Origin of the sequence: Planosporangium spinosum (genome assembly GCF_049999945.1) — a bacterium.
GTDB classification, from domain to species: domain Bacteria; phylum Actinomycetota; class Actinomycetes; order Mycobacteriales; family Micromonosporaceae; genus Planosporangium; species Planosporangium spinosum.
This window is the reverse complement of the sequence record NZ_JBLYUB010000013.1, coordinates 14,709-38,527: the sequence shown is the minus strand read 5'-3', so window position 1 is coordinate 38,527 and position 23,819 is coordinate 14,709. Positions and strand designations below refer to the sequence as shown.

Here is a 23,819-nt window from a genome sequence, read left to right as displayed (position 1 = left end):
TACCGGGCGCCGACGGGGTCGGCGACGACGATAAACGCACCCGTCGCCCAGGCGATCAAGTCGAATCGGCCTCGGACGGGTTCCGCGATGAGCCGGGGCGGTCAGTGGCCGTCGAGGGCGGAGTGGCCGCCGGGGGCGGTGTCGGGCAGGGCGTGCCAGAGCCGCACGAGCCGGCGCAGGTGCGTGATGCGCTCCTCGCGCACCGCGATCAGCAGGTCGAAGCGGGGTCCGTGGGCCTGTAGTTCGCCGAGCGGGTTGACGGTGCGTACCCGCTGGTCCGGCTCGGCGTTGATGGCGGCTGTCACCTTGCTGGTGCTGTCGGCGATCCACGCCATGATCTGGGCCAGTTCGATCTCGGCCCGTCCGATCGCGTCGGCGGCCTGCCAGATCTCTTCGGCCAGCCGGCCCGCCAGGTCGCCGGCGTGCTGGCCGGCCATCAGCGTGTCGAGCGTGATGGGCTGGCCGGTGTACTTGGCGATGATTCGGTTGCCGTCCACGATGGTGTCCTTTCGTCCGGATGGTTAAGAGCGGTTCGTCGGTGGCTGCGGCCGGTTCGGGTCGCCGCCGGCGAGGAGCCGGCCCAGGCACAGGCCCTCGTCGGCGGTCAGCGTCGGCAGGCCGTCGATGGGCAGGCCGTCGCGTCGTGCCCGGTCGCGGTTGTGGGCGCGGATGGCCGCGCGGATCCGCGTGTCGCTCGCCCGCCCGGCGAGCGGGATGCCATGTCGGGCTGCGCAGGTGATGAGGTCGTCGCGGGTGAACCTGTCCAGCAGTGCGTCGGCGACGACGAAGGCGAGCACCCGCATCGGATCGGTCTCGCCGGGGGCGCCGGTCATTCGGCAGTCCGGGTGCTCTCCGGCGGCAGCTGCGGCAGCGGGTACCAGGAGCCGCCGGTCCAGATCAGCCACTCGTGGCCGCGCGAATCGGCGGCGGTCGCGGCGATCTGGCCGGCCAGGTGCCGCAGCCCGTCCCCGCCCCGCGGCGCCGGTTTCACCTCGCGGATGGCGAGGGTGAACCCCGCCGCGTCGAGCAGCCGCGCCACGGTGCCACCGCCGGCCTGCGCCCGGGCGACGGTGCGGGCCAGGTCGTACTCGTCGACGAGAGCATCCAGCAGCCGTTCCTCGCCGACGGATTCGCCACGGTAGCGGCAGCCGGCGAGGTAGGCGCGCATGCCGCGCCAGCCGAACAGAGAGTTCGGCGAGTACAGCTCGGTGGTTCCGCCGTTGCCGTCGTTGCGGATGGTGCCGACCGGCTGGCCGTCGAGGGTCAGGGTGGCGGTGAACGCCACCCCGTCGGCGGTGGGCAGCTGCTCAAGCGAGGTGACCTGAAACCGGTCGTGCGGTACCCGCATGCCCGGGGTGTGGGTCAGCGCGACGAACCGCTGCTGCTGCCCTGCTGCGGGCAGGTCGCCTGCGATGCGGTCGCAGTCGGCCGGGTCGACCGCCTCCCAGCACCAGGACCGGCCCATCACCACGTACCGGCCATCTGGGTCCGGGGTGATGTATTCGATCGCGTCCGGGTCGCCCGAGACGCCGCGCTGGTCGGCGACGATGGTGGCGCCGTCGAAGACCAGCGACACCATCGCCTGGTTGAGCCGGCGGTCGAGTTCCTCCCCCGCTACCCCTTGGGCGCCCAGCTGCTCGCGGTAGGCGGCGCGGCTGCGCTGCTGGTCGGCGACGATCTCCTCGGCGACGGCGCGGGTACAGCTGAACACCGCCCAGCCGTTCCAGGTGTCGATCAGGGTGCCGACGAACCCGACCGGGATCCGCATCGCCCCGTCCGATGCGGGGGTCCAGGCCCAGTCGCCGGCGAACACCCCGACACCGCCGACGCGCAGCCGGTCGGGGTGCAGATGGCTGAGGTCACGGCCGTCTCCGGTCGGGCTGGCCGCGACGCGGCACAGCTCGGCGACCCGCTCGATCACGGCGGTGTCGAAGCCGTCGCGGGACGCCTCGAGCGTTTCCGCCCGTTGGCGGTCGGTGAGCTGCGCCCAGTCCGGCAGGCCGTCCGCTGCGGCCTCGGTGTAGCGGACCTCGGCGCTGTCCCGCTCGCCCCACCGCCGCGGTGGGGTGAAGGTCGGCAACGTGTCGAGCACGGCCGGGTCGCCGTCGTCGATGCCCGCGAGGATCCGCCGGGCGGTGGCGCGCACGTCGCCCGTGGCGCGAGCGCCGATGGTGTCTTGGGCCCACCATTGCGCGACACCGCGGCCGGCTTCCGCGCCGGCCGCGCGCAACCGCGCCAACGTCGCCGCCCAGCGGTCGGCATGGCTCGCCGGTTCGTCCGCGGCGGGTGCGGCCTCGGCGAGGACTTCGATGCGGTCACCGGCGTCCAGGCACATCGACAGATGGGAGCCGTTGTCCCAGTCGACGTCGACGGTGCGCAGGTCGGCGCGGTAGCCGCGGACGGTGCCGGTGTCGCCGGGGCGCAGCAGGGTGTACGGGTCGCTGGTGTACTCGAGCGCGACGCGCTGGCCGGGCAGGTAGGTCATCCTGGTCCCCATGGGGTGTCGAGGGTCGGTGGACGCGGCGCCGCGGACGGGCGCCGACGGGGTGGGATCGCTGGGCGCGGTCATCGCGCCGTCTCCGGCGGTGTGGCGGACGGCCAGGGCTTGCGGGTGACGTGCGCGCCGAACATCGGGTCGGTTACCACCGACGAGCCGCAGCGGATGCAGGCGGTGCTGGTGTCGTGGCCGTAGCCGGCCATCGACGGCAGCTCGCGGTAGTCGATCTCGTCGACCGCGCCGCAGACGGTGCACACCGTCATCTCGGTGCCGTCGCCCGCCGTGCCGGGTGCGGTGACGAACAGGTCGTCGACCGGGTCGAGGAAGTGCACGCTGTGGCGCAACCACCGGCTGTGGCGGGTGGCCTCGTACACGACGACGCTGTCGATGGCGACGTCGACCAGGTACAGCCACTCCAGGTCGGCGCCGACCGCTTCGGCGAGCCGGCCGTGGCGCGGGCCTCCGCTGCCGCCACGGGTTTCGTGGCCGACGCCGGCCACCACCAGCGCGGGGAACGTGTCGCCGGACGGCTGCGGGTCCAGGGTCGACCAGTCACGGGCCAGCAGCGCGGCCGCCAGGGCCGCGGTGTCGGCGGCGAACGTGTCGCGCCAGATCCGGCGCAAGATGGGGACCAGCTGGTCGGGCTGGTCGCCCCAGTGCAGCCAGCGGGCGGTGTAGGCGCCCCCGGGGGCGGTGGCGCCGATGAGGGTTCGACAACCCATGACGGTGACCTCCTTGCAGGTCGGATCGGATGGGGACGCGTCGGGCGCCTGGCGGGTGGCCGGACGCCTGGTTTCGGGTGTGGCGGGGGCGGTGCGGGCATAGACCCACGCTCGGGTTGGGCCCGGGCGGTCGCGGGCAGACGCCGTTTTCGGGGCCCGCGCTATGCGGAATGCCGGCAAAACATCTGCAGGCGCCGGGAGTCAGGTCGCGGCTGTGCACGTGGTGATTCACCCGCTGCGGCGGGTGGCGGCGAGCTGCCACCATGGGCCCATGACACGGTGGCGTCGCATCGAAAGATCACCTGCCCGGTACGGCAGGAGCCGAGGCCCGAAGCTGCCGCGTCGGACCGGACGAACTCGGCGTTGGTACCGCAAGGCGCATGTGCATTGGTGGCTGCACCTTGTGGGCTGGCTCGCCTTCGCGGTCGTGGCGGGTGTCGTTGTCGGGCCGTGGGCGTCGCTGCTCGGCATCGTCGTCTTTGAAGCCGCGCTGGCGGCGCTGGTGCTGCGTCGCAGCCGGCACGCCGACGGCCCGTCCGGCAGGCGAGGGCCCGGCGGCAGTATGGGCGGTGTTCGTGAGCCTCGGCGGCCTCTGCCCACCAGCGGTGCGGGTGCGGCGGCGATCCCACACTGACGGGTCGACGAACCGTGTGGTCAGGCGCCAGGCTCACTGTGCTGAGAGACCGCGATATTCGAACCGTGCGGCATGCGATCAGTCGCGCCGACCTACGGCATGCGGTAGCGGCGTCGACGGCCAGCGCACCTCGCGGAGAATTCCGCCGTTGTCCGCTCAACCGGGTTGGCGTTCGACGCATCACCTGAGCGCCGAGCGCTCGTCACGGTTGCGCGGCGATGCCACGATCAGTTCATGGTTGACGATGCCAGCCGTGAGGCGCCCTCAAACGGCGTGGTGTACAAGTGGTCACTGTGGCGATCCGCCGCAGCGGCGGTAGTAAATGGTTTGTCTGGCGCGATCGTCGGAGCCATCGCGGTTACAGGATTGTTCTCCGCCCTGGGCAGGCACGGCTGGCCCCAAGACATCGGTGATGGATTGCTCTTCGTTGTTGTTTACGGGCTCGTTTTCGCCGGAACTTCGGTACTCTTTGCCCGTCAGCTGCCCCCGTGGGTTCGATTTACCGCGGACGGCATTGATTTCGCTAGGGAGCGCCGCGACGCGGTTTTCGTGCCTTGGTCTGCCGTCTCTACGGCCCGCGTGCGGTGGGCATGGCCGATGACAATGCTGGAGGTGGCCGTTGCCTCCTCTGACGCTTCGCGGGTAGTGCGTACGTTTCGCGGGGGCCGGTCACCGGCGCAAAGGCGTAGGGGCGACCTGCTTCGCTTCTCGATGCCCTTATCCGGCCTGACGGTATCGTCAGCGACAATCCGGGACGAGTTCCGTCTTCGAGGTTTCCCTGGGAATTGATCTGATGCGTCACCGCCCGTTTTGGCCCAAGGGCGCGCCGACGGAGGCCATGAACCCGACCGGGTCGACGGCGGTGGCCGAGGTGTGGTCGCCGAGATGGACCTCGAAGTGCAGGTGCGGGCCCGACGAGTCGCCGGAGCTGCCGGACAGGCCGATGACGTCACCGGCCGCCACGTGTTGGCCCTCGGCGACGGCGGGGTGGGCGATCAGGTGGCAGTAGCGGGTGACGATCCCGCCGGGGTGTTCGACGTCGACATACCAGCCGCAGCCGCGGGTGAGGTTCGCGTCGCCGTCGCGGTCGCAGCCCCAGTCGCCGCCGGTGCGCACGTCGACGGCGTTGCAGCGCACGGTGGTGACGACTCCGGCGGACGCGGCGTGGACCGGGGTGCCCTTGCCAACGATGAGGTCGACCCCGTCGTGGCCGGGCCGGTCGGCGGTACGGAACCCGGAACCGACCGTGGCGTGCACGGGTTGGGCCCATCCCCGCGCGCTGACGGTGACCGCGCACGCTGCCAGGCCGGCGGTGACGCCGGTGAGCGCGCCGACGACCTGGGTGGCGTCGGGTTCCCATGTGGCGTAGGCGTCGGGGTAGGCCGAGCGCTGGACCTTCTGGGCTGCCTCGGTAAGCGGCATCGCCTGCCAGCCGTCGATGGCCTGCAGCTTGTCGTAGAACCTGCCGGCGGCGTAGTCGGGGTCGTGCAGCTGGGCCGGGGTGCCCCAGCCCTGGGAGGGGCGCTGCTGGAACAGGCCGATCGAGTCGCGGTCCCCGCCGGCCAGGTTGATCAGGGACGATTCCTGCATCGCGGTGGCCACCGCGATGACCCAGCCGCGCGGCGGTACTCCCCTGCGCATGCCGACGGTGACGATGGTCGCGGCGTTGCCGACCTGTTCGCTGGTCCACTGCCCGACCGGGCCGGCGGGCGATGCACGGTGCGCGGCTGCCGGCGATGCGATGGCGGGCGGGTAGCAGCTGGCCGACGCGCCGCCGCCTGCGACGAGCACGGTGGTGACCAGCCCGGAGCACAGCAGGATGGCGCTGGTGACCGCGACGGCGATCCAGGACAGCGCTCGGATGGTCATGGCCGGTCACTCCTCGAGGGGTTGGCGCGACGGCCGTGGACGCGTCGCGGTGGCAGATGCGCGAGCTGTGGCGGTGCCGGGCCGGTCCGGGCGGGCAGCGGGCATCCTGGCCGAGTACTGGCCTTGGGATGAGGTCGCGGGTACGGGTGGGACGCGGGCCGAGCCGGCGACATCGCCGGGAGGTGTCAGGGCAGATGGACGACGTGGATGGCGCCGTCCGGGGCGACGACGTGCACGGTGCCGTCGGGGTGGGCCAGACGCAGCAGTACGGCGGTGATGCGTAGGGCGGCGTTGATGGCGTCGGTGCGGTTGTCCGCGGACGCGGCGGTGAGGATGTTCAGCGCGGTCGTGGCACGCGGGGTCAGGTTGACCGTCACGCGGGTCAGCGCGTTCGACGGGGCCTCGGCGGCGTCGCCGCCGGCCGGCGGGGGCCCGTCGGGGGCAGGGTGGGTCATTGGTGTTCGGCTCCTTGTCCGGGTGAGTCGTCGGTGGACAGGGCGAGCCGCGCGGCGCCGTGGGCTACGCGCGGCCTCGTGGTCTGTGGTTGGCGGGGTCAGTTAGCAGGGACGGCGCGCGGCTCGCCCGACCGCAGCCGTGGTCGGCGGCGGGCCGGCATGGTTCAGGCGGCGAGGGTCGGTGCCGGCGCGCGGCGGCCGTCGGTGGGGTCGGCCGGTGGGGTGCGGGTCGGGGTGAACCAGCCGGTGAACCGGTCGGGTGCCGTCGGCACGGCCGCACGTGCGCGGACGGTGCGGCCGTGGCGGCGGGGCACCGGCTGATCCACCAGTGCACGCACCGCGGGGCCGGCGGGCGGCGCCGTGGCGGACGGCGCGAGGTCGGTGCGTGGTCGGCGGGCGAGGGCCGCGGCGCGTTGGGCGGCGCGGAGGGCGTGGCAGGGGCCGCGCAGTCCGCGGCACTGCGGGTTGCCGCAGGCGCCGTCGGGGTCGGGTTGGTGGGCGGCGGTGACGTCGACCGCGAGGGCCCACAGCAGCGGGTCGGTGACGTCGGCGGGGCGTACGGCGTGGTCGCTGGGGTGCGGGTGGTTTGGCACGGCGGGGTGACCCTTCCTGGGATGGGCGTGGGCGCACGTGGTCGCCGTCCGGGCCGCGCGGGGCGTGGGTGCACTGTCGGCGCGGCGGGTCGGACGACCAACCAGTGCAGATCGACGCTCATCTCTTGATGGAGGTCAAGTCGCCGGTGGGCGGCGCGAGGATCGCGCCGCCCACCGGGGTGTGGTGTTCGCCGGGTCAGTGGCGGGGCAGGTCACGGTAGCGGGTGCGTGGCGGCAGGTCGGTGTGCGCGGTGGACACCGCCGCCGCGCGGACTTCGCCGCCGGCCTGTTTCGCGGCGTACATGGCCACGTCCGCGTGGTGCAGCAGAAGCCGGGGGCTGACGCCGACGGCGGCGGCGGCGTGCCCGACGCTGGCGCGTACCGCCACCTCCTGGTCGCCGAGCGGCACGGGGTGGTCGCCGACGGTGTGCCAGGCGGAGTGGGCGGCGGCGACGACGTCGTCAGGGCCGCCGGCTACCAGGAGGGCGAACTCGTCGCCGGACAGCCGGGCGGCGAGCGTGACCGGCGGGCCGAGCACGGTGAGCCGGTGGCCGATCTCGGCAAGTAGGTCGTTGCCGGCCTCGTGGCCGAAGGTGTCGTTGACGGTCTTGAACTGGTCGAGGTCGAGTAGGACCACGCCGACCGGGTCGCCGCGGCGCAGCGCACGATGCAGCGCCGCGAGCAGCGCCCGCCGGTTGGGCAGGCCGGTGGTGTCGTCGTGCTCGGCGGCGTACCGGGCGCGGGTGAGCGCCTGCTGTTGGCGCCACAGCAGCGCACCGGCGGCGGCGAGCCCGGCGAGCATCCCGCCGAGGGCGGTGCCGATCGAGGACAGGATGGGAGACACTTCAAGACGCTCCTTGTGTGCGAAGGAGCACCGGGGGCGGGCGTGGAGCCGGCAAGTTCGACGCCCGCCCTCCGGGCTGCCGCGGGTCGGGGGTCAGGCGTCGCTTTGGGCGAGGGCGAACGTGACCGGCTTCTCGACCGCGAGGATCGCGGTGCCGGTCTCGACGAGCTTCATGGCGGCGTTGTGCACCGCGCCGGCGCTGGCCTTCTTCGCGCCGGTGCCCTCGTTGGCGCGGTCGATCAGCTTGCACAGTTCGCTGACCCTGTACTGCTGGTCGGGGTGGGCCTCGAGGATGTCTAGGATCGCGCCGCGCAGCGATCCGGCCACCCGCCGGTTCGTCGCCGCCGCCGTGGTGGCCGCGATGGTGTCGTCCATGGCTGTCGTGCCGGCGGCGGTGTCGCGGCCGCTGACGGCGGGCGGCGACACGACTCGGTCGGCGGTGTCGGTGGGTGCCGGCGGTTGCGCCGCGCCGGTCGGCAGGTCGTCACCCGAAGCGCCGGTGGCCGGCGCCACCTCGCCGTGCGGCGAGCCGTTCGACTCGTCACCCGGTTCCCCCTCCGGCGGCTCGACTGCGGTCGCGTCGGGTTCGGGCTCGGGCCGCTGCCCGTCGCCGACGCGGTGAGCAGCCTCGTCGCCGGGCTGGCCGTCGGTGGTGGTGTGCTCGTGGGCTGCCGCGGCGTCGGTGTCCGGATCGCCGTCGGGCGCGGCGGTGTCGGGGTCGAGTGGTGCGGCGAGATCGTCGAGGACCTGGCCGGGCGCGACGGTCACGGGGTCGGGATCCGTCTCGTTGGCAGGCGCCGCCGCTGGTGCCTGCTCGGCCGGCGTGGCGCTGGCCGCGGGAGCGGCGGCCTGGGCGGCGGCGTCGCGGCCGGCGCCGGTGAGCCGCCACAGGGTGGGGCCGTCCCCGCCCCGGGTCGGCTCGGCCAGGCCGGCGTTTTCCAGGGTGCGCAGTTTCGGTGTGGTGGTGGAGTAGCCGAGTCCGGCTTCGGCGGCGGTCGCGGCGGCGGTGGCCTCGCCGAGCCGGTGCAGGGCGGTAAGGACTCTCGCCACGCTCGGGGCGAGTTCGGTGTGGGTGGGCGTGTCAGTCATGGGCGTGTGGCCCCCTTTCTTCTGCCCGCGGCAGGGTGGATGAAGGCGCGTGCACTGATGGACGCTTCAGCACCAGGCATTGATCAAGTCGGTTGCCCAGAGCGCGGGATCGTCGTCCGTCGACGCCCGTGTGATTGCCAGCGATAGATGGCGGATGCCAGCGATAGATGGCGGATGCCAGCGATAGATGGCGGGACGGCGCTGCCGGCACCTCGCCGGACCGGCAGGTCTCGCACTCGCTGCTCACGTGGAGTTATCGGGCCAGCGCGGCCATCGCTCGAACGCGGCATGAGCGGACGTCCACGGGGCGGCGATGGACTTGTCCTGCCCGTTCACCGATCATGAATCTCATGCAGGACCAGCAGACGCCGCAGTCGGCCAGCAGCGAGGCGAAGGTCATCACACTCTGCGGCTCGACCAAGTTTGAGGCTGAGTTCGCGGAGGTCAACCAGCGACTCACGATGGAGGGTTGCGTCGTGATCAGCCTCGGAGTGTTCAGCCTCCCCGAACTGCCGGACTACGACTGGACAGTGGACAGCTCGAACCTGAAGGGCCGGCTCGGCAGCGTGCACTTCCAGAAGATTCGCATGGCTGACGAGGTGTATATCGTGGATCCGGGCGGCTACTTGGGTGAGTCAACCCGACGGGAGATTGCCTACGCGGAGTCGCTCGGCAAGCCGGTTCGGTATCTGAGTCGAGAGCGCTTGGCGCGAACCGGAGACGGTCGCCAAGAGTGAGTCGGCTCAGGCTCCCAGCCGTCTCGTTAGCTGACGGCTCCGATCGAGGGGCTCAGGCTGCGTTACTGTGCGACGCCTGGAGGGTTGTCGATGTGGGTGCCGAGTTTTCGGATGAACGGATCGAGGCGGTCGCGGAGTTGGCGGAAGTGGCGGTAGGGCGAGGGGCGTAGGAGGTGTTGCCAGCGGGTGTGGACGTAGTGGACGTCTTCGCCTCCGGGCCGGGTGGCGTGGAGATCGGGGCGGACGGCGGGGGCGTAGATGTGATCGCCGTGAGTCAGTTCGGTCCAGGCCCAGGTGCTGGCGAGTCGGCGTTTGCCGTCGCCCCAGTGCGTCTGCGGCACGAGGCGGTTCTTGATCATTTGGCCGGGCAGCCCGTCGATGAGTTCCTGCCACTGGCCGGGAGGGATCTCCCAGGTGCGTAGTGCGTCGCGACGTCGGCCGTAGTCGGTCAAGCTCGCGGTGGTGTCGAGGTGTTCGATGAGGCGGATCAAGTGCTTGAAGTTCGGCTATCTTCGCCAGCCGCCGCGCGGTCAACGTCGTGGCGTCCGGGTCGTAGCCCGAACGGGGCTCACCCGGGGCCGGCCGCAACGGATCACCACCACGGAAACCGGTCTCCACCTCCAGCACATGCGCCAGCCGCAGCAGCGCCAACTCCCGCTGATCCCGCGTCAGGCCGGCCAGCGTCACCGGTTGCCGGGACCCCGCGTGCGTCCCCGGAGTCTCGCCCACCGGCGCGCCGCGTGCCGGGCCGGTCAGCAGGGCCCGCACCGTGGTCTGCATCGTCGTACCGTCACCACGGCGCAGCTGGATGTGCCCGTACTGCGGGGCGAACGACTCGACCAGCCACTCGACGCCATCGACCACGACGACGGCACCGGGCGACAGGTCCAGCATGCCGACGTGCCGGCTCATCGGGCAGCGCCGGCCAGTGAGGCCCACACCTTCGTGGCGTCCTTGATCGGGGCCGCCAGGTCGATCCCGAGTCGCCGGTGCCAGATCAGGTGCAGGGCGTGCGCTCGTGCCACCGCGGGTAGCCGGGTGGCCGCCACGAGATCGCCGAACGATCGCGGACCTGACGCGACCGCCGTGAACAACTCCGGCTGCAGGCCCAACGGGTCGCGCAGCGGGCGGCGCTGCGCGGAGAGCGTGTCCAGGCCGGTGTGCACGTGTTTCCGCCAGCCGGTGACGACCAGATACCGCCAGCCGGCCGTCAACGCCGTTTCCCTCGCTGCGGCGAAGCACACCCGGTCGTCGTCGCCGATCCGCTCGCCCGGCCCACATCGATCAACAGGCCACCTTCGGCCGTCACCGCCAGGAAGTCCGGGATGTGCTCCCGCCAGCCCGACGCGGTCGCGAACCGTAACCGGAACGGCCGGCCCAACACGTCGCTCACGCCACCCGCGAAGTCCAACGCCAACAGCAGCCGCTGCTCGGCGATGCTCTCGAAGCCGTGGTGACGGCCGGTGGACACCATGAACTGCAAGCCCGGACGGTGCCGCTGTCCCCGATGCCAAGAGAACCGGCGTACCGGCTCGCACCGCGACGTCGGGATCGACGCCAGGTCACGGACCGCGCAGAGCACCGGGGCGCCCGAGGCCCGCCACTGCGCCCGCCACCTCCCGGTCCACCCGTCGGTCAGAGCCAGTGACCCTCGCGCCTCGTCGAAGTCGGCCCACGGCGTGCACAGATCCGCGAGCCCGCACCAGTCAGACCGCAGTCCACCGACGCTGATCGCACCATCCGACGACACCTATCCATCTAACAAGACCGATTGATGCCCGGGACTTGGTTCCCGATTCGCACAGTTTGCGGCGAGTCGAGTAGGAACGACGAGCACCGTCGAGAGGGTCGGGCCGGCTGAGGCGTTACCCTGCGTCTCACGTCGATCATTGCGGTAGCGCGCACGGGATCAGGAGTCTGCCATGCCGCTGAACCTTCGAACCTCCGCCCGCGCGATCATCCTCGACGAGGATGACCACGTCCTGCTCTGCCGATTCGTCGCGCCCCACCCGGCGGTCCCGAACGGCGCACCGGCCGTCTGGGCTGCTCCAGGCGGCGGCATAGAACCAGGCGAGGACCGACTGTCCGCACTGCGCCGTGAGCTGCGAGAAGAAACCGGCTTGGCCACCGCCACCGATCCGCCGCACGTTTGGCATCAAGTAGTCGCTGCCGCAGATCTTCCACCGGGCCTCGACGGCCTCGTCAACGACTACTTCCTCATCCGCGCCACCCGCTTCGAGCCTCAAGGCGAGTTCACCGACGACCAACTCGCCGTTGATGAGCACCTCGCCGGCTTTCGCTGGTGGCAGCTCTCTGAGATCACCGACTACGCCGGACCTGACTTGTTTTCGCCCCGTGACCTCTCCACACCGCTGACCGATTTGCTCACGTCCGGGATACCCTCCGGCCCGGTCACGCTGGGCTTATAAAGATCAGCGGCCCACTGAAAGTTCGGCGATCAGACGGGTCACCAGCGGGCGCAACGCAGCTGATCTCGCGCGGCGCCAGATGGAAATACTCGGATTGAAGGTGTCCGGGACCGTCGCGGCCCGAATACACCACATCCCGGCCAACCCCACAACGAAGCGAGATGCCTCAGCGGGCAGCGAACACAACAGCCGATACGCGCGTTCCGTTGCCGCCTGCTGACCGACGGCGTGTCCGGTGGCGACCACGTCCGCGGCCATCTGCGCGAGATCGATCCACGGGGCACCGGCCGCCGCATACGCCCAGTCGAGCAGCACCGCCGACGTTCCTTGCTCGTCGACCGTCGTGTTGTCAAGGCGAAGGTCGCGGTGGACCAACGCGTCGCCTGCCGTCCAGCGGTCCCACCCGGCCACCACCTCCGCCGCCGGCTCCGCGTAGGCCGCCTCCCAATCGTCGCGCGTACCGATCTCGAGCAAGCGCGTCCAGCCGTCGAAGTCGAAGATGCGCTGGGCCACCGGCGGCAGCATGCCCGGCGCCTGATGCCCGTTCGCCACTCGGCATGCCTCCGTGACGGCCTCGATGGACGCATCGGTCCAAGACGCCTTCGTCGCACCAGGAGCCCAGGTAGTGGCCAGCGCGACCCAGGACCCATGTTCGACGGTCGCGAGGCGTCGAGGCGCCGGCACCGAATTCGGCAGGATGTCCAGGATTCCAGCTTCCTGCAGAATCATCTTGTGGTTGTGCGCCCGAACCTCGGCGGACACTGCCTTAACGAAGACCTGTCGCCCGTCGGCCAGCCGCAAGCCCACAGCCGGCCCGGGTGACATGCCGCCGTGCAGATCCTTGTGAGCGACGATCGTTGAGCCGAGGGCCTCGGCGACCGCCGTTCGTATCGGCTCTGGCATGTCAGCCCACGCCGCCCGAGGTGTAAACGTCACGCCGCATCATAATCCGGGCACGCACGCCGCCCCTTGAGCATCGTCACCGGCGCGAGCCGCCACCTACACCTGGCAAACGCCGCCAACTATCGCTGGGAACTGAGCCGACGTCCCTGGATATGGCGACTCGAGCCGCCATCTATCGGTGGTAGTCACAGCCCGCTGAGGTCGGCGTCGAAGGGCCGGGTGCGCCGGCTTGCCGGCGTCGACAAGCAATGCCGGTGATGGCGATCTATCAGCCCGGCTGTTCACGTGGTGTCGCTGAACAGCGGCGGCCAGCCGCACCTGTGGTGCGGTCCGGCCGGCCGCCGAGGTGAGAAGGATCAGCGGGAGGCCCGTGGGTTGGCCTGCCGGTAGGCGTCGGCGACCCGCGTGGGGACGGGGCCGTTGGCGCGGTGCGGTGGCAGGTCGAGCCGCTCAGCGTTGTCGGCCCACCAGGCGCGGACCCGCTGCGCGTCGGGGTTCTTGGTCGTGGCACGGCGCCGGGTGGCCGGCTTGTGCCTGGGCAGACGGCGCCCGGCGACGGTGAACGGGGCGAGCGCGGCGCGCAGCCGTTGCAGGTTGAGTTCGGACAAGTCGATCTCGTACTCGACGCCCTCCAACGCGAAGCGGTAGGTGCCGACGCCGTCGGTGCTGGCGTCGAGGTCGTCGACGACGATCTGCTGGATGCGGGTGACCATCGGGGGTTCCTCCTTCATGGGATAGGTGGGCAGCGGAAAGCCCCGCGGCGGGATGGGCGGCGGGGCGTCGGCGGTGACGGACGGGGCCGGGCGATGCCGGCCAGCCGATGCGCTCGGGCATGCAGACCGAGAGAGGTCAGAACATGGCGTTGGCGCGGACGCCGGGATGCCTCACCGGTCGGCGGGTGCGGCAGCCGGCGACGGCGTCGACGGCGGTGGGTTGAGGATGCGCCGGGCGCGGCGTAGCAGGTCATCGGCGACTGATGTCAGCGGCGCCGCGTCGGCGGTCGCCGACGGGGTGGTGTGGTGCCACTGCGTCCACGGGGCGGTGGCCACGACGGCCCAGGTGTGCTGCGGGGTGAGGACTTCCGCGACGGCGTGGCTCTGGAAGTCGTAGAAGTCGCGGTAGATCCACACGCGCAGCACGTGGCCGTCGACGTGGTACACCCGGGTCAGCTCGTAGCAGCCGTACCGCTTCGGGTGGAACGTCTCGTCCACCGGTACCGGCGGCCGGCCGGCTGGGGTGCGGGGTGTGCGGGTCATACGGCGCCCGCCAACCGCCACGGCCAGGTGTAGGCACCCAGGGCGTAACGGCCCTCAGCGTCCGGGTGGACCCTGTCGGCCTCGGCGTAGGTGCTGCGTTCGCCGTCGTCGTGCTCCTCGAGCACGACCAGGATGTCGCCGGCCAGCCGCAGGTGCGGGTACTCGCCGGGCATCGCGTCGCTGCGCATATCGGGGTTGGCGTGCACCGCGTCGAGGTCGGCGATCATCTGCTCGAGGGTGGCGCGGTCGAAGCGGGGCAGCGCGTGGCCGGCGTCGCTGGTGTAGCCGTCGGCGACCAGCGCCGGGTAGACGGCGCCGGCGACCACGGTCGACGTGACCGTGGCGGGTACCCACTGCCCGTCGGCCGGGATGAGCTCGGCGCGGTGCTCGACGACCCGCACCCGGTCGGGCCGGATAAGGTGCCCGTCGCCGGGGTCGATGTCAACGGTGACCCAGTGCCGGCCGGTGTGCCGCGCGTCGCGCAGCATGCTGATCACCGGCCCGAGGTGTGACCCCGCCTGCAGCGGCAGGAACGCCTGGAAGTAGTCGGGCCGGCCGGCGATGCCGTACCGCTCGGTGGCAACCTGCCGCCAGGTGCACGCGTCGGCGGTGTGAACGTCGCCCGACTCGCTGTACCAGCCGGGCACGCCGTTGGAGACGAGCACGTCACGCCTGCTGGTGCCGGTCCAGATAAGACCAGGGCGTAGCGGTGCGAGCCCGAGAGCTTGCGCGCCGGTGATGCGGTGGGTAGGGCAGGCCATGGCGTGCTCGGCCAGGGGCAGGACGTCGTCGAGTCGGAACCACAGTCGATGAGACATAGCAAGACCTCCGCAGGTTCGGTGGTGGGAAGAGGGAAAGGGCGGCCGTATCGCTGGCCGGGCCTGTGCGGGCACCCCAGCCCGGGGCGCCGGGCGGTGCCGCGGGCAGCGGCGCCGCGGCAGGGGCGAGGAGGACTCAGCCCGCCACGGGAGCAGGCTCGCGCCGGCTGACGCCGACGCAGACGTGGCTTGAGGTGCAGGTGGATGGTGAAGGTGTCGGCGCCGGGAGTGGTGGCGCTGCGCAGGAGCGCGCGGCGTACACCGGTCGGGGTGGTCAACGGTTGCGTGCATCCGCGCCGGCCGAGGTGACGGCACGGGTGGCGGGTAGCCGCATTCGGCAAGGCGAGGATGGAGCCGGTCGGGCCGCCGCCGGTCCCCGCCGGATGTGGGGATGGGTGGCTTGGCCCGACCGGTTCGGAGTCCGGTGGTGTCAGAGGGCGACAACGAGCAGCCGCTGGCTGGGCTCGACGGTGTCGAGGTAGCGGCCGGCCTGTTCGAGGTAGGTCACCCGGTGGCAGAGGGCGTCGCTGGCCGGGGCGAGCTTGTGCCCGTCGGGGGTCAGCAGGGCGTCACCGCACACGGCGGTGGTGGCGCTGTAGTGCTGGTAGGCGATCGCGCCTGCCTGGAACATCTCCAGCTCGTCGACCGGCAGGTGGGCGGCGCCGTAGCCGACGGCGTTGTGCATGCGCATCGCGTTGACGCGGGGTTGGTGGTGGAAGTCCGCCTCGGCCCGGTCAAGGGGGTACTTGGCGGGGTCGGCCAGGTGGCGGGCCAGGTAGGTCGGCCAAGGGCTGGCCGGTCGGGTGCCGTGCACGACCCGCTGCCACACCGCGAACCGGATGCCGGCACCGACGCCGGCGGCGTGGCGCATCCCGGCGAGGTCGAGCAGCTTGACCGGTCCGCCGGCGCAGTAGGCCGGGCGGCCCTTGCGCAGGGCGAACAGCTGGCTTCGCTGCCACGGCCACATGGTGGGTGAGGCCCAGAACCGTGGCGACAGGGTGCCGGACACCCCGAATTGCCGGTCGAGCTGGGAAGCGGTGAGCGCCTGCGACGGCAGGCCCTCGGGCAGGCAGACGATCATGGTGCGGATCGTCGCGGTCGGCGTCAGCGACATAGCGGCGCCGTTCGTAGCGGTCATGTGCGGGTCCTCCTTCGACACGGGCGCGCGTTGGGCGCGCGGACGTGACCGGCCCACCGGGTGCATGGGTCGGGTCACGGATGAACGGGGAGAGAAGAGAGGTGGTGCTGGGTGGTGCCGGGTGGTGCGGTGCGACCGTCGGGGTCGCCGCGCGGCGCGGTGCCGACCGGCCCGAACAGGGCGGGTGGGCGGAGCGCACCGGGTGGTGCGGCGGTGGTTCCCGAGGGTGGGACCGGACCAGGTGGAGCGATATATGAGGAGAAGGTGGTGTGCGAAGAAGGTAGCTGCCTGACCTGTCAGACCCGACCGTCGTCATGATCGTCAGAAGTGCCGTTGACCTGCGCTGTCAGAGGTGCAGGCGCCTGCCGTGAGCTGTCGGAGTGGAGGCTGTGAGATCCGGCCGATCTCACAAAGGATCTTGGTTTGTGGCAGAACTGCCCCTGACCTGGCTTGTGGGGTCAGGAGCTACAGATCCAGATCGGCGAAGCCGTCGTCGGGGAAGCGGTGCGGGTTGGTGGCCGGGTTGTCCGGCCCGTGGTCGCTGGGTAGCTCGTGCAGCCAGCGCCGCAGGCCCGGGTGGGAGGCGAGGGTCCAGGCGGGGCCGGCGGCATGCTCGGCGTGGATGCCGGTGGCGACCGGCATGGCGGTGGGCACGCCGGCGAGGGCGTCGAGCAGGTGCCGCTCGCGGCGGCGGCCGGGCACGCGCAGCAGCACCGGATAGCGGGGCCCGTAGGCGGCGAGCTGCTCGTAGCCGCGCAGCTTGCGCAGCACAACGCCGAGGGGTTCGGTGCCGTTGTCGTGCTCGAGGAAGAACCCGACCTCCCGGCCGCCGGCGATCCAGACGCCGTGCCCGTCGGGCTGGATACCGGAGCGGGCGAACACCGCGGTGGCGTGCTGCTCCGACCACCACCGGGCGAGGGCAGCGTTGCCGTCGGTGCGGGCGTACGCGATGAGGTCGACAAACAGCTGGTTGGTGCCCCGCAGGTGGGCGAGTTTGCGGCTACCGATGATGCGTTCGGTGCGCTCGACGCTGCTGCGCGGCGCGCGGACGTCGGGCCGGTTGGGGTCGTTGAACGCGGTCGGGTAGACCACGACGCCGAGCGGGCCGAGGGTGTAGAGGTACTGCCGGTCGCCGGTGGTGACGTCGACGAACCGGCTGACCGCCTCCAGCGAGTGCAGCACGGCCAGGCGCAGCCGCGCCGCGCGACGCGACGGGAACAGGGCCGCCGCGATCTGGTCAGTCGACAGCACATAGTGCTCGGCCAGCCAGCGCAGCAGCTTGTGGTCGCGGGCGGTGAGGCGACGCAGCCGGTCGAGCCGAGCCAGGCGAGTCGACGAGCGGCGAGGAGACGACGAGGAGGACGGGGAACCGGAAGAGGACTGGTTGCGAGACACGATGGGTGCTCCAAGCGGAAGAGAGTCCCTCCGAGGGGAGGGTGTCGGGAATGGGCGAGGCGGTCACCGTCCGAGGTGACCGCCGGTGTGCAGCACTGACAGGACCCCACGGTGGGATCTGTCAGTGCCGCATGGTGATCAGTGGTGAAGGGCTGGTGAAGCCCTGACGGAAAGGGCGACGGAAGCCCCGGGATGGCCTCTGACAGGTCTGTCGATGTCGGTCATCGACAGTGCGGCGACTCAGGCTTTGACCTTCGGGCCGCCCTTGCCGCGCGCCCGGCGGCCGTCGTCGGGTCGGGACGAGAATCGCTCGACGAGGTCGTCGATCGCGCTGGTGTCCTGCGGTGGGACCGCCTTCGCGGCGGCCTGCCGAATCACCGTCGCCTCGCCTACGACCGGCTTCGGCGGTCGGGTGCGCATCGTGAACGCCGGCGTCTGCCGGCCGGCCACGACGAGGCGGCTGGCGGCGGTGTAGGCGTCCAGGTGGGTCAGGTCGTGCTCGTCGAGTTCGGGCAGGGTGTGCCGGGCCAGGACCCGGGCGTCCTCGGGGGCAACGGCAAAGTACAGCTTGTTTCGGGCGTTGGCCGACGTGGCGGCGAGCAGATCCTTCGGGAACTGGGCCAGATCCTGGTGGGCCAGGACCATCGACAGCCGGTACTTACGGGCCTCGGCCAGCATCGAGTCAAGGCTGTTGGCCAGGGTCAGGAAGTTCTGACACTCGTCGATGATCAGGGTGGCGTCGCGGCGTTTGTCCGCGGGCACGGTGGCGCGGGCGGTGGCGGCCTGCCACACCTGCGCCAGCACGAGGGACCCGAGCAGCTTGCTGGTGTCCTCCCCCAGCTGTCCCTTCGGGATCCGCACCAACAACGCGCCGCCGTCGAGGATCTTCCCCAGGTCGAAGCTGGACTTCGGGTAGCGCATGGTGCGCTTGACGAAGTCCCGCAGCAGGAACGCCCGCAGCCGCGCCAGGACCGGGCCGATGACCTGGGAGCGCAGGGCCGGGTTGAGCTCGTCGTACCACTGCCAGAACCCGAACAGGCCGGCCGGGTCGTCGAGACCGACGGTCATCGCCGACCGGAACTGCGCCGAGTTGAGCAGGGGTGGGATGTGCTGCAGGGTGACGTTGGCGTGCCGCAGCAGGGTCAGACAGGCCACCCGCATGACGTCGTCCATCCGGGGTCCCCACGCCTTGGCGAAGATGTTCCCGAAGATGGACACGAGGTTGTCTACGACCAGGTCCGGGTCGTCCCCGGACAGCGGATTCAATGTGGGCGGGTTGGGCTGGTCGGGGTCGAATAGCACCACCCGGTCGGCGACCGATGCGGGCAGCCGGTCGAGGATGTCGAGCACCATGTCCCCGTGCGGGTCGATCACGACTGTGCCGCGGCCGGCCTTGATGTCATCGACGGCCATGTTGACCAGCAGCGTGGTCTTGCCGGAGCCTGTCGATCCGACCACGTGCAGGTGATACCTCGCGTCCGGCACGGACAGCGCCACGGAGTGCCCGCCGACTTCGGCGTCGCCGAGCACTTTCACGCCGCGGCCGCCGGTCGGGACAGCGACCGGGGCCGGCATGGACTTGGCCCGCGCCCGGTCCAGCCCCGGGACGGCCAGGTCCCGGGGCAGTGCCGCCACCGCGGCCAGTTCGGGTGTGGAGGCCAGGAACCCCGATCCGAGTCGCCGGGTGGCGAGGACAGCCACCGGCGCGGCCATCCGCGCCCGGTGGGCCAGCCGGTTGCGGCCGGCGTACACCGCGAACGACGAGGCGACCGCGTCCGCGATCCCCCGCAGCCGCCCCTCCGGGGAGGATCCCCCGCGGTGGGTGTTCTTGGCGATGCAGTACCGGATGCCGATCGTCCACAGCGGGTGGGCGGTCTTGTCGAGAATCGCCCTCACGTCCCGTTCGATGCCGGGGTCCCGGCGGCCGGCCGGCTGGGTACTGCGGCCGGTGGTGGTGCGGCCGGGCAGGAACGCCTCCAGCAGCCACCTCAGCGGCGCGGCCGGGATGATGATCGGTACGGCAGTCTTGCCGTCGCGCAGCCTGCCGGCGGCCCGCCGTGCCCGGGCGGCGCGCCGTGGGCTGGCGGGGCGGGCGAGGACCTGCACGCAGGCGTACTCGTCAGGCTTGAGCTGGGAGCCGGCCGACATCAGCGCCCGGAGCGGGTCGTTGTCGTGGTCGGTGTTAAACGGCAGCCACTCCGCCGCCGTCGGCAGCAGATGCCCGCCCACCGCGGCCGGTACCTCGAGCGGGATCGGCGGTGGCGCCGTGTCCTCGGTGGTGCAGGCCGCGCCGGGCCAGGCGGCCCGCACCGCGGCCTCGACCGCGCCGGCCGGGACGGTGCCCGGCACCCAGATGCTGATCAGCAGCTGCCGGCCGGTCCAGGTGTACTGCCAGACCACGTGCGGGCTGCCGTAAATCAGCCTGCGCCAGCGGGACGGGGTGAGGGTGCCGTGCAGGTTCGCCCACAGCGCCGCGGCACTGTGCGGGTCGACCTCCGGCGGCGGTGCGATGGTGACCAGCCGAGCGCCCTCGGCGTGGCGGCGGTGCCGCCACCCGTCGAGCAGGTTGCGCCCGGCGACGTACGCCACCAGCAGCGCGGCGGCGACGCCGAGTAGCCACGGCCGGTGCCCGGCCCACGCGGCGGCATGCAGGACCCACCGCGTGGGCGCGCTGGGCGGGGGAAGGAAACCGGCGCCCGACCCGGAGGGGCTGGGCGCCGGCGTGGGCGACGGGAACAGCAGAATCGAGGGTGGTCTCACAGCTCGTCCCCCTCGCCGTCGTCGAGGTCGACCAGGTCGGACGGCTTCGTCGTGGCCAGCAGGTGCTCGGCCTGCGAGGAGATCGACTCGAACGCGGTCCGGTTGGTGCCGGAGATCAGCAGGCCATGCCCGACCCGGGCGGCCAGCAGCAGCCGCCGCTCCCCCACGGTCAGGCCGAAGGCGTCGGCGACCGCGTCGATGGCCTGCGGGGCGTGCTTGAGCAGCACCTGCGTCGCCGCGTTGGATACGACGGCCTGGCCGAGGTCGGTGCCGAGCACGTCGGCGACGTCCTGGGTGACCACGGTCAGGCCGGCGTTGCGCTTGCGGCCGGCCTTCGACATTTTGAACAGGAACCGCGCGCCCTCGCCGTCGCGCAGGAGCAGCCACGCCTCGTCCACCACGACCAGGCGGCGGGTGGCCAGCCGGGTCCGGCCCGGGGCGTCGATGCTGCGCCAGATCGAGTCGAGGGCCAGGAGGGTGCCGACGGTGCGCAGCTCGTCGGGCAGGTGCCGCAGCGACCAGACGACCATGTGTCCGTCCGGTCGGGTGGTGGTGGGCCCGTCGAATAGGTCGGAGAACGAGCCGGCCACCCAGGGGGCGAGACGGGCGGCCAGCTGGCTCGCGGCCGGGTCACCGTCGGCCTGCAGGGTGGCGGCGAGGTCGCGTAGCAGCGGGGCGGGCCGGTGGTGGGTGGCCGGGTCCGCGGTGATCCCCGCCGCCCGGTAGACCGCGAAGATCGCCCGGTCCAGGGCGGCGCGTTCGGCCGGCGGCGGCACCTGCCCCAGCAGGACCGAGATGAGGGTGTGCAGGAACAGGCCGCGGCGGGTGAGCACGTCCGGGCGACTGTCGCCGTGGGGCAGGTCCAGCGGGTTGATCTTCACGCCGGTGGCGCCGAGCCGCACGATGGTGCCGCCGACCGCGTCCGCGAGGCGCAGGTACTCGTCCTCGGGGTCCACGACGGACACCTGGACGCCGGAGTAGAGGTTGCGCAGCACGTCCAGCTTGACGAAGTACGACTTGCCGGCACCACTGCGGGCCAGGACGACGGCGTTGTAGTTCTCCTGCGTCCAGCGGTCCCACCAGACGATGCCCTGCGAGTCGGGGTTGACCCCGTACAGCACCCCGCCGGCCGCTGGCGGGTCACCGGGCAGCGGCGCGGGCAGGTCCGCAGACGCCAGCGGGAAGGCGGCGGCCAGGGCCTGGGTGTCCATGGTGCGGCGCATCTGCAGGCTGTCGGTGGCAAGCGGCAAGGTGGTGGTCCAGCCGGGCAGGTGCCGCCAGGTCGCCGGCTGGACCTCGATGAGCGTGGAGGCGGCGGCGGCCTTCACCTGCGCGCACGCCTCCAGCAGTTCGGCTTCGGTGCGGGCGTGCACGGTCAGGTACAGGCCGACGCGGAACAGCTTCGCCGCGCCGCGGGCGAGGCGTTCGGCGAGGTCGGCGGCGTCGTCGGCGGCGGCCTCCACGTAGGGGTCGGCGAGCTTGCCTTTCGCCGCGTCCGCGCGGCGGGAGGATTCGAACCTGGCCCGCTGGTTGCGCAGCCGGGAGGCGGCGACCGGGGCGGGGATCGGGTCGATGTGCAGGGCGAGGTCGAGCCGGCCCGGCCAGGACAGCAGCGGTTCCAGCCAGGCGGGGCCGACCTCGGCCGGGTAGCCGGTCACGACGAGGGTGGCGGCGTAGCCATCACCGACGCGCAGGAAGCGGGGGGTGACCTCCACGGAGGCGGGGGCGACGGTCGCTGCCAGTCCTGTCGACGGCAGGCTGCCGCTGGCGTTGTCGGTGTGCGCGGCGTGTCGGCGCCGAACGGAGATCACGATGTCCTCCTCGTGCGCGGCCTCCTCACCGGAGGCCGGTGATGACGGTGTCGGGGGCGGCCAGCCCGCCGGGGCGAGGCGGCCGGTAGGGGTCGGCGGCGGCGGCGAGCGCCGCGGTCGCGGCGTGGCCGTCCAGCGCCCGGGTGGTGACGCCGAGCCCGGACAGGCTGCGGACGGTGGCGTCGGCGCGGCGGCGGGCGGCGTGCTCGCCGCGCTCCCCCGGATTGGTGCGGGTGACGATGAGGACCTGCCGGCGCAGCGGGTCGCGGCGTTCGGCGAGGTCGTCGAGGAACCGGGCGTGGTCGGCCGCCGCGTCGGCCAGGGCCGGGTGCGGCAGCCGGTCGGCTGCTTGGGCCAGCTGTCGGGCGGCCGAGTGCAGGTCGACCGGCTGCGCCGACACGACGATCTGGGTCGGGGTGGACAGGCTGTTGAGCCAGCGGCCGAAGGTGTCGATCAGCGCGGCCTGCTCGTCGGCGGTGCGTAGCGCCAGGTTCACGCTGGTCGCGGCGACCATCGCCGCCTGGGCGCCGCCGAGGCTGATCTCGCCGCGTTCGTCGATGGCGTCGGCGGGCAGTTTCAGCGGTGCGGGCAGCATCATCGTCGACGCCGGGGCCTGGACCCAGTCGGGGATCGGCGCGGTGGTGTCGGTGGTGGACAGCGCCCGCGGGGCGCGGGAGTGCCGCACCGCGGCCAGCAGCCACACATCGAGGGGCAGTCCGTCGCGGCGGCCGACCGCCAGGCCGAACACCAGGCCGCCGAGAATGATGGCGGCGCCGAGCAGCACCGGCAGCGGCAGCAGGCGGTGCACGGCCTGCCAGCCGGCGTACAAGACGGCGGCGGCGACGGCCAGGATCGCCAGCTGCCGGAACGTCAGCCCGTAGAGCACCTTGTCCGGGGCGTCCACGTCGGCGGGCATCCGTGCCCGGACGATCTCTTCGTCGCGGCGGTCGCTGCTCATCGGGTCACCGCCCGGATGCCGGGGATGCGCAGGCCGCGGGTCAGTTGCTGCACCACCACGACCCGCACGACCGCGCCGAGGACGTTGCCGCCTCGGCCGCCGCCGCTGGTGGCGTAGCAGCGCATCAGCCCGGGCACCTTGACCGTGGTCCACAGCAGGACCATCACGACGAACAGGTTGAGCACGCCGCCGGGTTCGACGGGCAGGCCGAGCACGGGCAGCATGTGGTGGGGGTCGAGCAGCATCCACTGCCCGGCGAACAGCACGAACGCCTGCACCACCGGGACGGCGAGCATGCCGAGGTAGGATCGCCACCACAGCCGGGCCACGCCGTCGGTCTGCGGCAGCGCGTGGCAGGCGAGGGCGAGCGGCGCGACGGCGGTCAGCACCAGCGCGACCGCGAAGCGGACGATCACGCTGCAGGCGGTGGCCGCCAGCAGGAACACGATGATCGCCACGCAGACGACGAACAGCAGGCCGGCGGTGTGGTCGCGGGCCGCGGTCAGGTCGGTCTTGATCGCCGCGAGGGCGCCGTCGCCGTGGAAGTCCCGCGCGGTCAGCCCGGTGGTGACCGCGTTGGCCACCTCGATGAGCTTGCCGGCGATCAGCTGGGAGAAGTGGGCGGTGACGAACCCGACCACGCAGCGCGGCAGCAGGTCCTTGGCGGTGTAGCGGGCGCGTTCGTCGCCGCCGGCGGCCATGGTCAGCGCGCCGGCGGCGACGAACACCAGGACGAAGACGGTGTCGACGACCCAGATCGACCGGCCGGTCAGCGCCCGCACCTGCGGCAGGCCGGTGATGTCCGGGGTGATCAGCAGCGCGTGGGTGATCGCGCCGATCAGCCCGTCCAGGCAGTCGAGCAGCAGGCCGGCGAACCAGTCGAGGATCTGGTTTAGCAGCCATCCCATGAC

At 72.0% G+C, this 23,819-nt stretch carries 23 protein-coding genes and 1 pseudogene; 2 read left to right on the top strand and 22 right to left on the bottom strand.

Features of this window, described 5'->3' with window-relative positions:
- Positions 1-101: 101 nt before the first annotated feature.
- The 9 genes and pseudogenes from ACNTMW_RS18295 to ACNTMW_RS18255 all read right to left on the bottom strand — a co-directional run bounded on the left by ACNTMW_RS18295 (position 102) and on the right by ACNTMW_RS18255 (position 8,703).
- Positions 102-497: a hypothetical protein gene (locus ACNTMW_RS18295; protein ID WP_426634870.1), complete on the bottom strand. Its 396-nt coding sequence runs from the start codon at positions 495-497 to the stop codon at positions 102-104.
- Between the two features lie 24 nt (positions 498-521).
- On the bottom strand, positions 522-833 hold the full coding sequence (locus tag ACNTMW_RS18290) for a hypothetical protein (protein ID WP_426634869.1): 312 nt from the start codon (positions 831-833) through the stop codon (positions 522-524).
- Positions 834-1,396: 563 nt separating this feature from the next.
- Positions 1,397-2,485: pseudogene (locus ACNTMW_RS18285) on the bottom strand (DUF4314 domain-containing protein); the annotation flags it as partial.
- 80 nt (positions 2,486-2,565) lie between these two features.
- The gene (locus ACNTMW_RS18280) at positions 2,566-3,219 is read right to left on the bottom strand and encodes a hypothetical protein (protein WP_426634868.1); all 654 of its coding nucleotides are present in this window, start codon (positions 3,217-3,219) and stop codon (positions 2,566-2,568) included.
- Between the two features lie 1,432 nt (positions 3,220-4,651).
- Positions 4,652-5,722, bottom strand: coding sequence for a M23 family metallopeptidase (locus ACNTMW_RS18275; RefSeq protein ID WP_426634867.1), 1,071 nt, complete (start codon positions 5,720-5,722; stop codon positions 4,652-4,654).
- 185 nt (positions 5,723-5,907) lie between these two features.
- Entirely contained in the window at positions 5,908-6,177 is a 270-nt protein-coding gene (locus ACNTMW_RS18270) for a hypothetical protein (RefSeq protein WP_426634866.1), read from the bottom strand.
- 164 nt (positions 6,178-6,341) lie between these two features.
- Positions 6,342-6,770: a hypothetical protein gene (locus ACNTMW_RS18265; protein WP_426634865.1), complete on the bottom strand. Its 429-nt coding sequence runs from the start codon at positions 6,768-6,770 to the stop codon at positions 6,342-6,344.
- Positions 6,771-6,966: 196 nt separating this feature from the next.
- Positions 6,967-7,614: a GGDEF domain-containing protein gene (locus tag ACNTMW_RS18260; protein WP_426634864.1), complete on the bottom strand. Its 648-nt coding sequence runs from the start codon at positions 7,612-7,614 to the stop codon at positions 6,967-6,969.
- Positions 7,615-7,707: 93 nt separating this feature from the next.
- Positions 7,708-8,703, bottom strand: a complete 996-nt coding sequence (locus tag ACNTMW_RS18255; protein WP_426634863.1) for a MarR family transcriptional regulator — start codon at positions 8,701-8,703, stop codon at positions 7,708-7,710.
- Between the two features lie 350 nt (positions 8,704-9,053).
- Between ACNTMW_RS18255 and ACNTMW_RS18250 the strand changes: the two genes are divergently transcribed.
- Complete coding sequence (locus ACNTMW_RS18250; RefSeq protein ID WP_426634862.1) at positions 9,054-9,440, top strand: hypothetical protein; 387 nt, start codon at positions 9,054-9,056, stop codon at positions 9,438-9,440.
- A gap of 62 nt (positions 9,441-9,502) precedes the next feature.
- Here the strand turns inward: ACNTMW_RS18250 and ACNTMW_RS18245 are convergent, their stop codons facing one another.
- The 3 genes from ACNTMW_RS18245 to ACNTMW_RS18235 form a co-directional block, all read right to left on the bottom strand.
- Positions 9,503-9,931 (bottom strand): hypothetical protein, encoded by a 429-nt coding sequence (locus tag ACNTMW_RS18245; protein ID WP_426634861.1) that lies wholly within the window; start codon positions 9,929-9,931, stop codon positions 9,503-9,505.
- 417 nt (positions 9,932-10,348) lie between these two features.
- Positions 10,349-10,654 carry a hypothetical protein gene (locus tag ACNTMW_RS18240; RefSeq protein ID WP_426634860.1) on the bottom strand — a complete coding sequence of 102 codons (306 nt, stop codon included), beginning with the start codon at positions 10,652-10,654 and terminating at the stop codon, positions 10,349-10,351.
- Positions 10,651-10,923 (bottom strand): hypothetical protein, encoded by a 273-nt coding sequence (locus ACNTMW_RS18235; RefSeq protein WP_426634859.1) that lies wholly within the window; start codon positions 10,921-10,923, stop codon positions 10,651-10,653. Before ACNTMW_RS18235 ends, ACNTMW_RS18240 begins: the two co-directional genes overlap by 4 nt.
- Before the next feature lie 439 nt (positions 10,924-11,362).
- On the opposite strand from ACNTMW_RS18235, the gene ACNTMW_RS18230 reads away from it, so the two are divergent.
- Entirely contained in the window at positions 11,363-11,869 is a 507-nt protein-coding gene (locus ACNTMW_RS18230) for an NUDIX hydrolase (protein WP_426634858.1), read from the top strand.
- A gap of 3 nt (positions 11,870-11,872) precedes the next feature.
- On the opposite strand, the gene ACNTMW_RS18225 is transcribed toward ACNTMW_RS18230, so the two are convergent.
- The 10 genes from ACNTMW_RS18225 to ACNTMW_RS18180 form a co-directional block, all read right to left on the bottom strand.
- A complete protein-coding gene (locus tag ACNTMW_RS18225) occupies positions 11,873-12,772 on the bottom strand; it encodes a phosphotransferase family protein (RefSeq protein ID WP_426634857.1) in 900 nt (299 codons plus the stop codon).
- 356 nt (positions 12,773-13,128) lie between these two features.
- Positions 13,129-13,485, bottom strand: a complete 357-nt coding sequence (locus ACNTMW_RS18220) for a histone-like nucleoid-structuring protein Lsr2 (protein WP_426634856.1) — start codon at positions 13,483-13,485, stop codon at positions 13,129-13,131.
- A gap of 171 nt (positions 13,486-13,656) precedes the next feature.
- The gene (locus ACNTMW_RS18215) at positions 13,657-14,028 is read right to left on the bottom strand and encodes a hypothetical protein (RefSeq protein ID WP_426634855.1); all 372 of its coding nucleotides are present in this window, start codon (positions 14,026-14,028) and stop codon (positions 13,657-13,659) included.
- Positions 14,025-14,846: a hypothetical protein gene (locus tag ACNTMW_RS18210; protein ID WP_426634854.1), complete on the bottom strand. Its 822-nt coding sequence runs from the start codon at positions 14,844-14,846 to the stop codon at positions 14,025-14,027. The genes ACNTMW_RS18215 and ACNTMW_RS18210 overlap by 4 nt, the downstream gene beginning before the upstream one ends.
- Positions 14,847-15,276: 430 nt before the next feature.
- Positions 15,277-15,984 (bottom strand): hypothetical protein, encoded by a 708-nt coding sequence (locus tag ACNTMW_RS18205; RefSeq protein ID WP_426634853.1) that lies wholly within the window; start codon positions 15,982-15,984, stop codon positions 15,277-15,279.
- 465 nt (positions 15,985-16,449) lie between these two features.
- Positions 16,450-17,379, bottom strand: coding sequence for a replication-relaxation family protein (locus ACNTMW_RS18200; RefSeq protein ID WP_426634852.1), 930 nt, complete (start codon positions 17,377-17,379; stop codon positions 16,450-16,452).
- 240 nt (positions 17,380-17,619) lie between these two features.
- On the bottom strand, positions 17,620-20,139 hold the full coding sequence (locus ACNTMW_RS18195) for a helicase HerA domain-containing protein (RefSeq protein WP_426634851.1): 2,520 nt from the start codon (positions 20,137-20,139) through the stop codon (positions 17,620-17,622).
- Entirely contained in the window at positions 20,136-21,896 is a 1,761-nt protein-coding gene (locus ACNTMW_RS18190; RefSeq protein WP_426635001.1) for a VirB4 family type IV secretion system protein, read from the bottom strand. Before ACNTMW_RS18190 ends, ACNTMW_RS18195 begins: the two co-directional genes overlap by 4 nt.
- A gap of 79 nt (positions 21,897-21,975) precedes the next feature.
- Positions 21,976-22,908 (bottom strand): PrgI family protein, encoded by a 933-nt coding sequence (locus ACNTMW_RS18185; protein ID WP_426634850.1) that lies wholly within the window; start codon positions 22,906-22,908, stop codon positions 21,976-21,978.
- Positions 22,905-23,816: a TrbL/VirB6 family protein gene (locus ACNTMW_RS18180; protein WP_426634849.1), complete on the bottom strand. Its 912-nt coding sequence runs from the start codon at positions 23,814-23,816 to the stop codon at positions 22,905-22,907. Before ACNTMW_RS18180 ends, ACNTMW_RS18185 begins: the two co-directional genes overlap by 4 nt.
- Positions 23,817-23,819 lie beyond the last annotated feature (3 nt).

Coding starts and splice junctions, on each gene's coding strand:
- ACNTMW_RS18290 (WP_426634869.1), bottom strand. CDS start 833: ATGACCGGCGCCCCCGGCGAGACCGATCCGATGCGGGTGCTCGCCTTC.
- ACNTMW_RS18280 (WP_426634868.1), bottom strand. CDS start 3,219: ATGGGTTGTCGAACCCTCATCGGCGCCACCGCCCCCGGGGGCGCCTAC.
- ACNTMW_RS18275 (WP_426634867.1), bottom strand. CDS start 5,722: ATGACCATCCGAGCGCTGTCCTGGATCGCCGTCGCGGTCACCAGCGCC.
- ACNTMW_RS18270 (WP_426634866.1), bottom strand. CDS start 6,177: ATGACCCACCCTGCCCCCGACGGGCCCCCGCCGGCCGGCGGCGACGCC.
- ACNTMW_RS18255 (WP_426634863.1), bottom strand. CDS start 8,703: ATGACTGACACGCCCACCCACACCGAACTCGCCCCGAGCGTGGCGAGA.
- ACNTMW_RS18250 (WP_426634862.1), top strand. CDS start 9,054: ATGCAGGACCAGCAGACGCCGCAGTCGGCCAGCAGCGAGGCGAAGGTC.
- ACNTMW_RS18230 (WP_426634858.1), top strand. CDS start 11,363: ATGCCGCTGAACCTTCGAACCTCCGCCCGCGCGATCATCCTCGACGAG.
- ACNTMW_RS18225 (WP_426634857.1), bottom strand. CDS start 12,772: ATGCCAGAGCCGATACGAACGGCGGTCGCCGAGGCCCTCGGCTCAACG.
- ACNTMW_RS18220 (WP_426634856.1), bottom strand. CDS start 13,485: ATGGTCACCCGCATCCAGCAGATCGTCGTCGACGACCTCGACGCCAGC.
- ACNTMW_RS18215 (WP_426634855.1), bottom strand. CDS start 14,028: ATGACCCGCACACCCCGCACCCCAGCCGGCCGGCCGCCGGTACCGGTG.
- ACNTMW_RS18210 (WP_426634854.1), bottom strand. CDS start 14,846: ATGTCTCATCGACTGTGGTTCCGACTCGACGACGTCCTGCCCCTGGCC.
- ACNTMW_RS18205 (WP_426634853.1), bottom strand. CDS start 15,984: ATGACCGCTACGAACGGCGCCGCTATGTCGCTGACGCCGACCGCGACG.
- ACNTMW_RS18185 (WP_426634850.1), bottom strand. CDS start 22,908: ATGAGCAGCGACCGCCGCGACGAAGAGATCGTCCGGGCACGGATGCCC.
- ACNTMW_RS18180 (WP_426634849.1), bottom strand. CDS start 23,816: ATGGGATGGCTGCTAAACCAGATCCTCGACTGGTTCGCCGGCCTGCTG.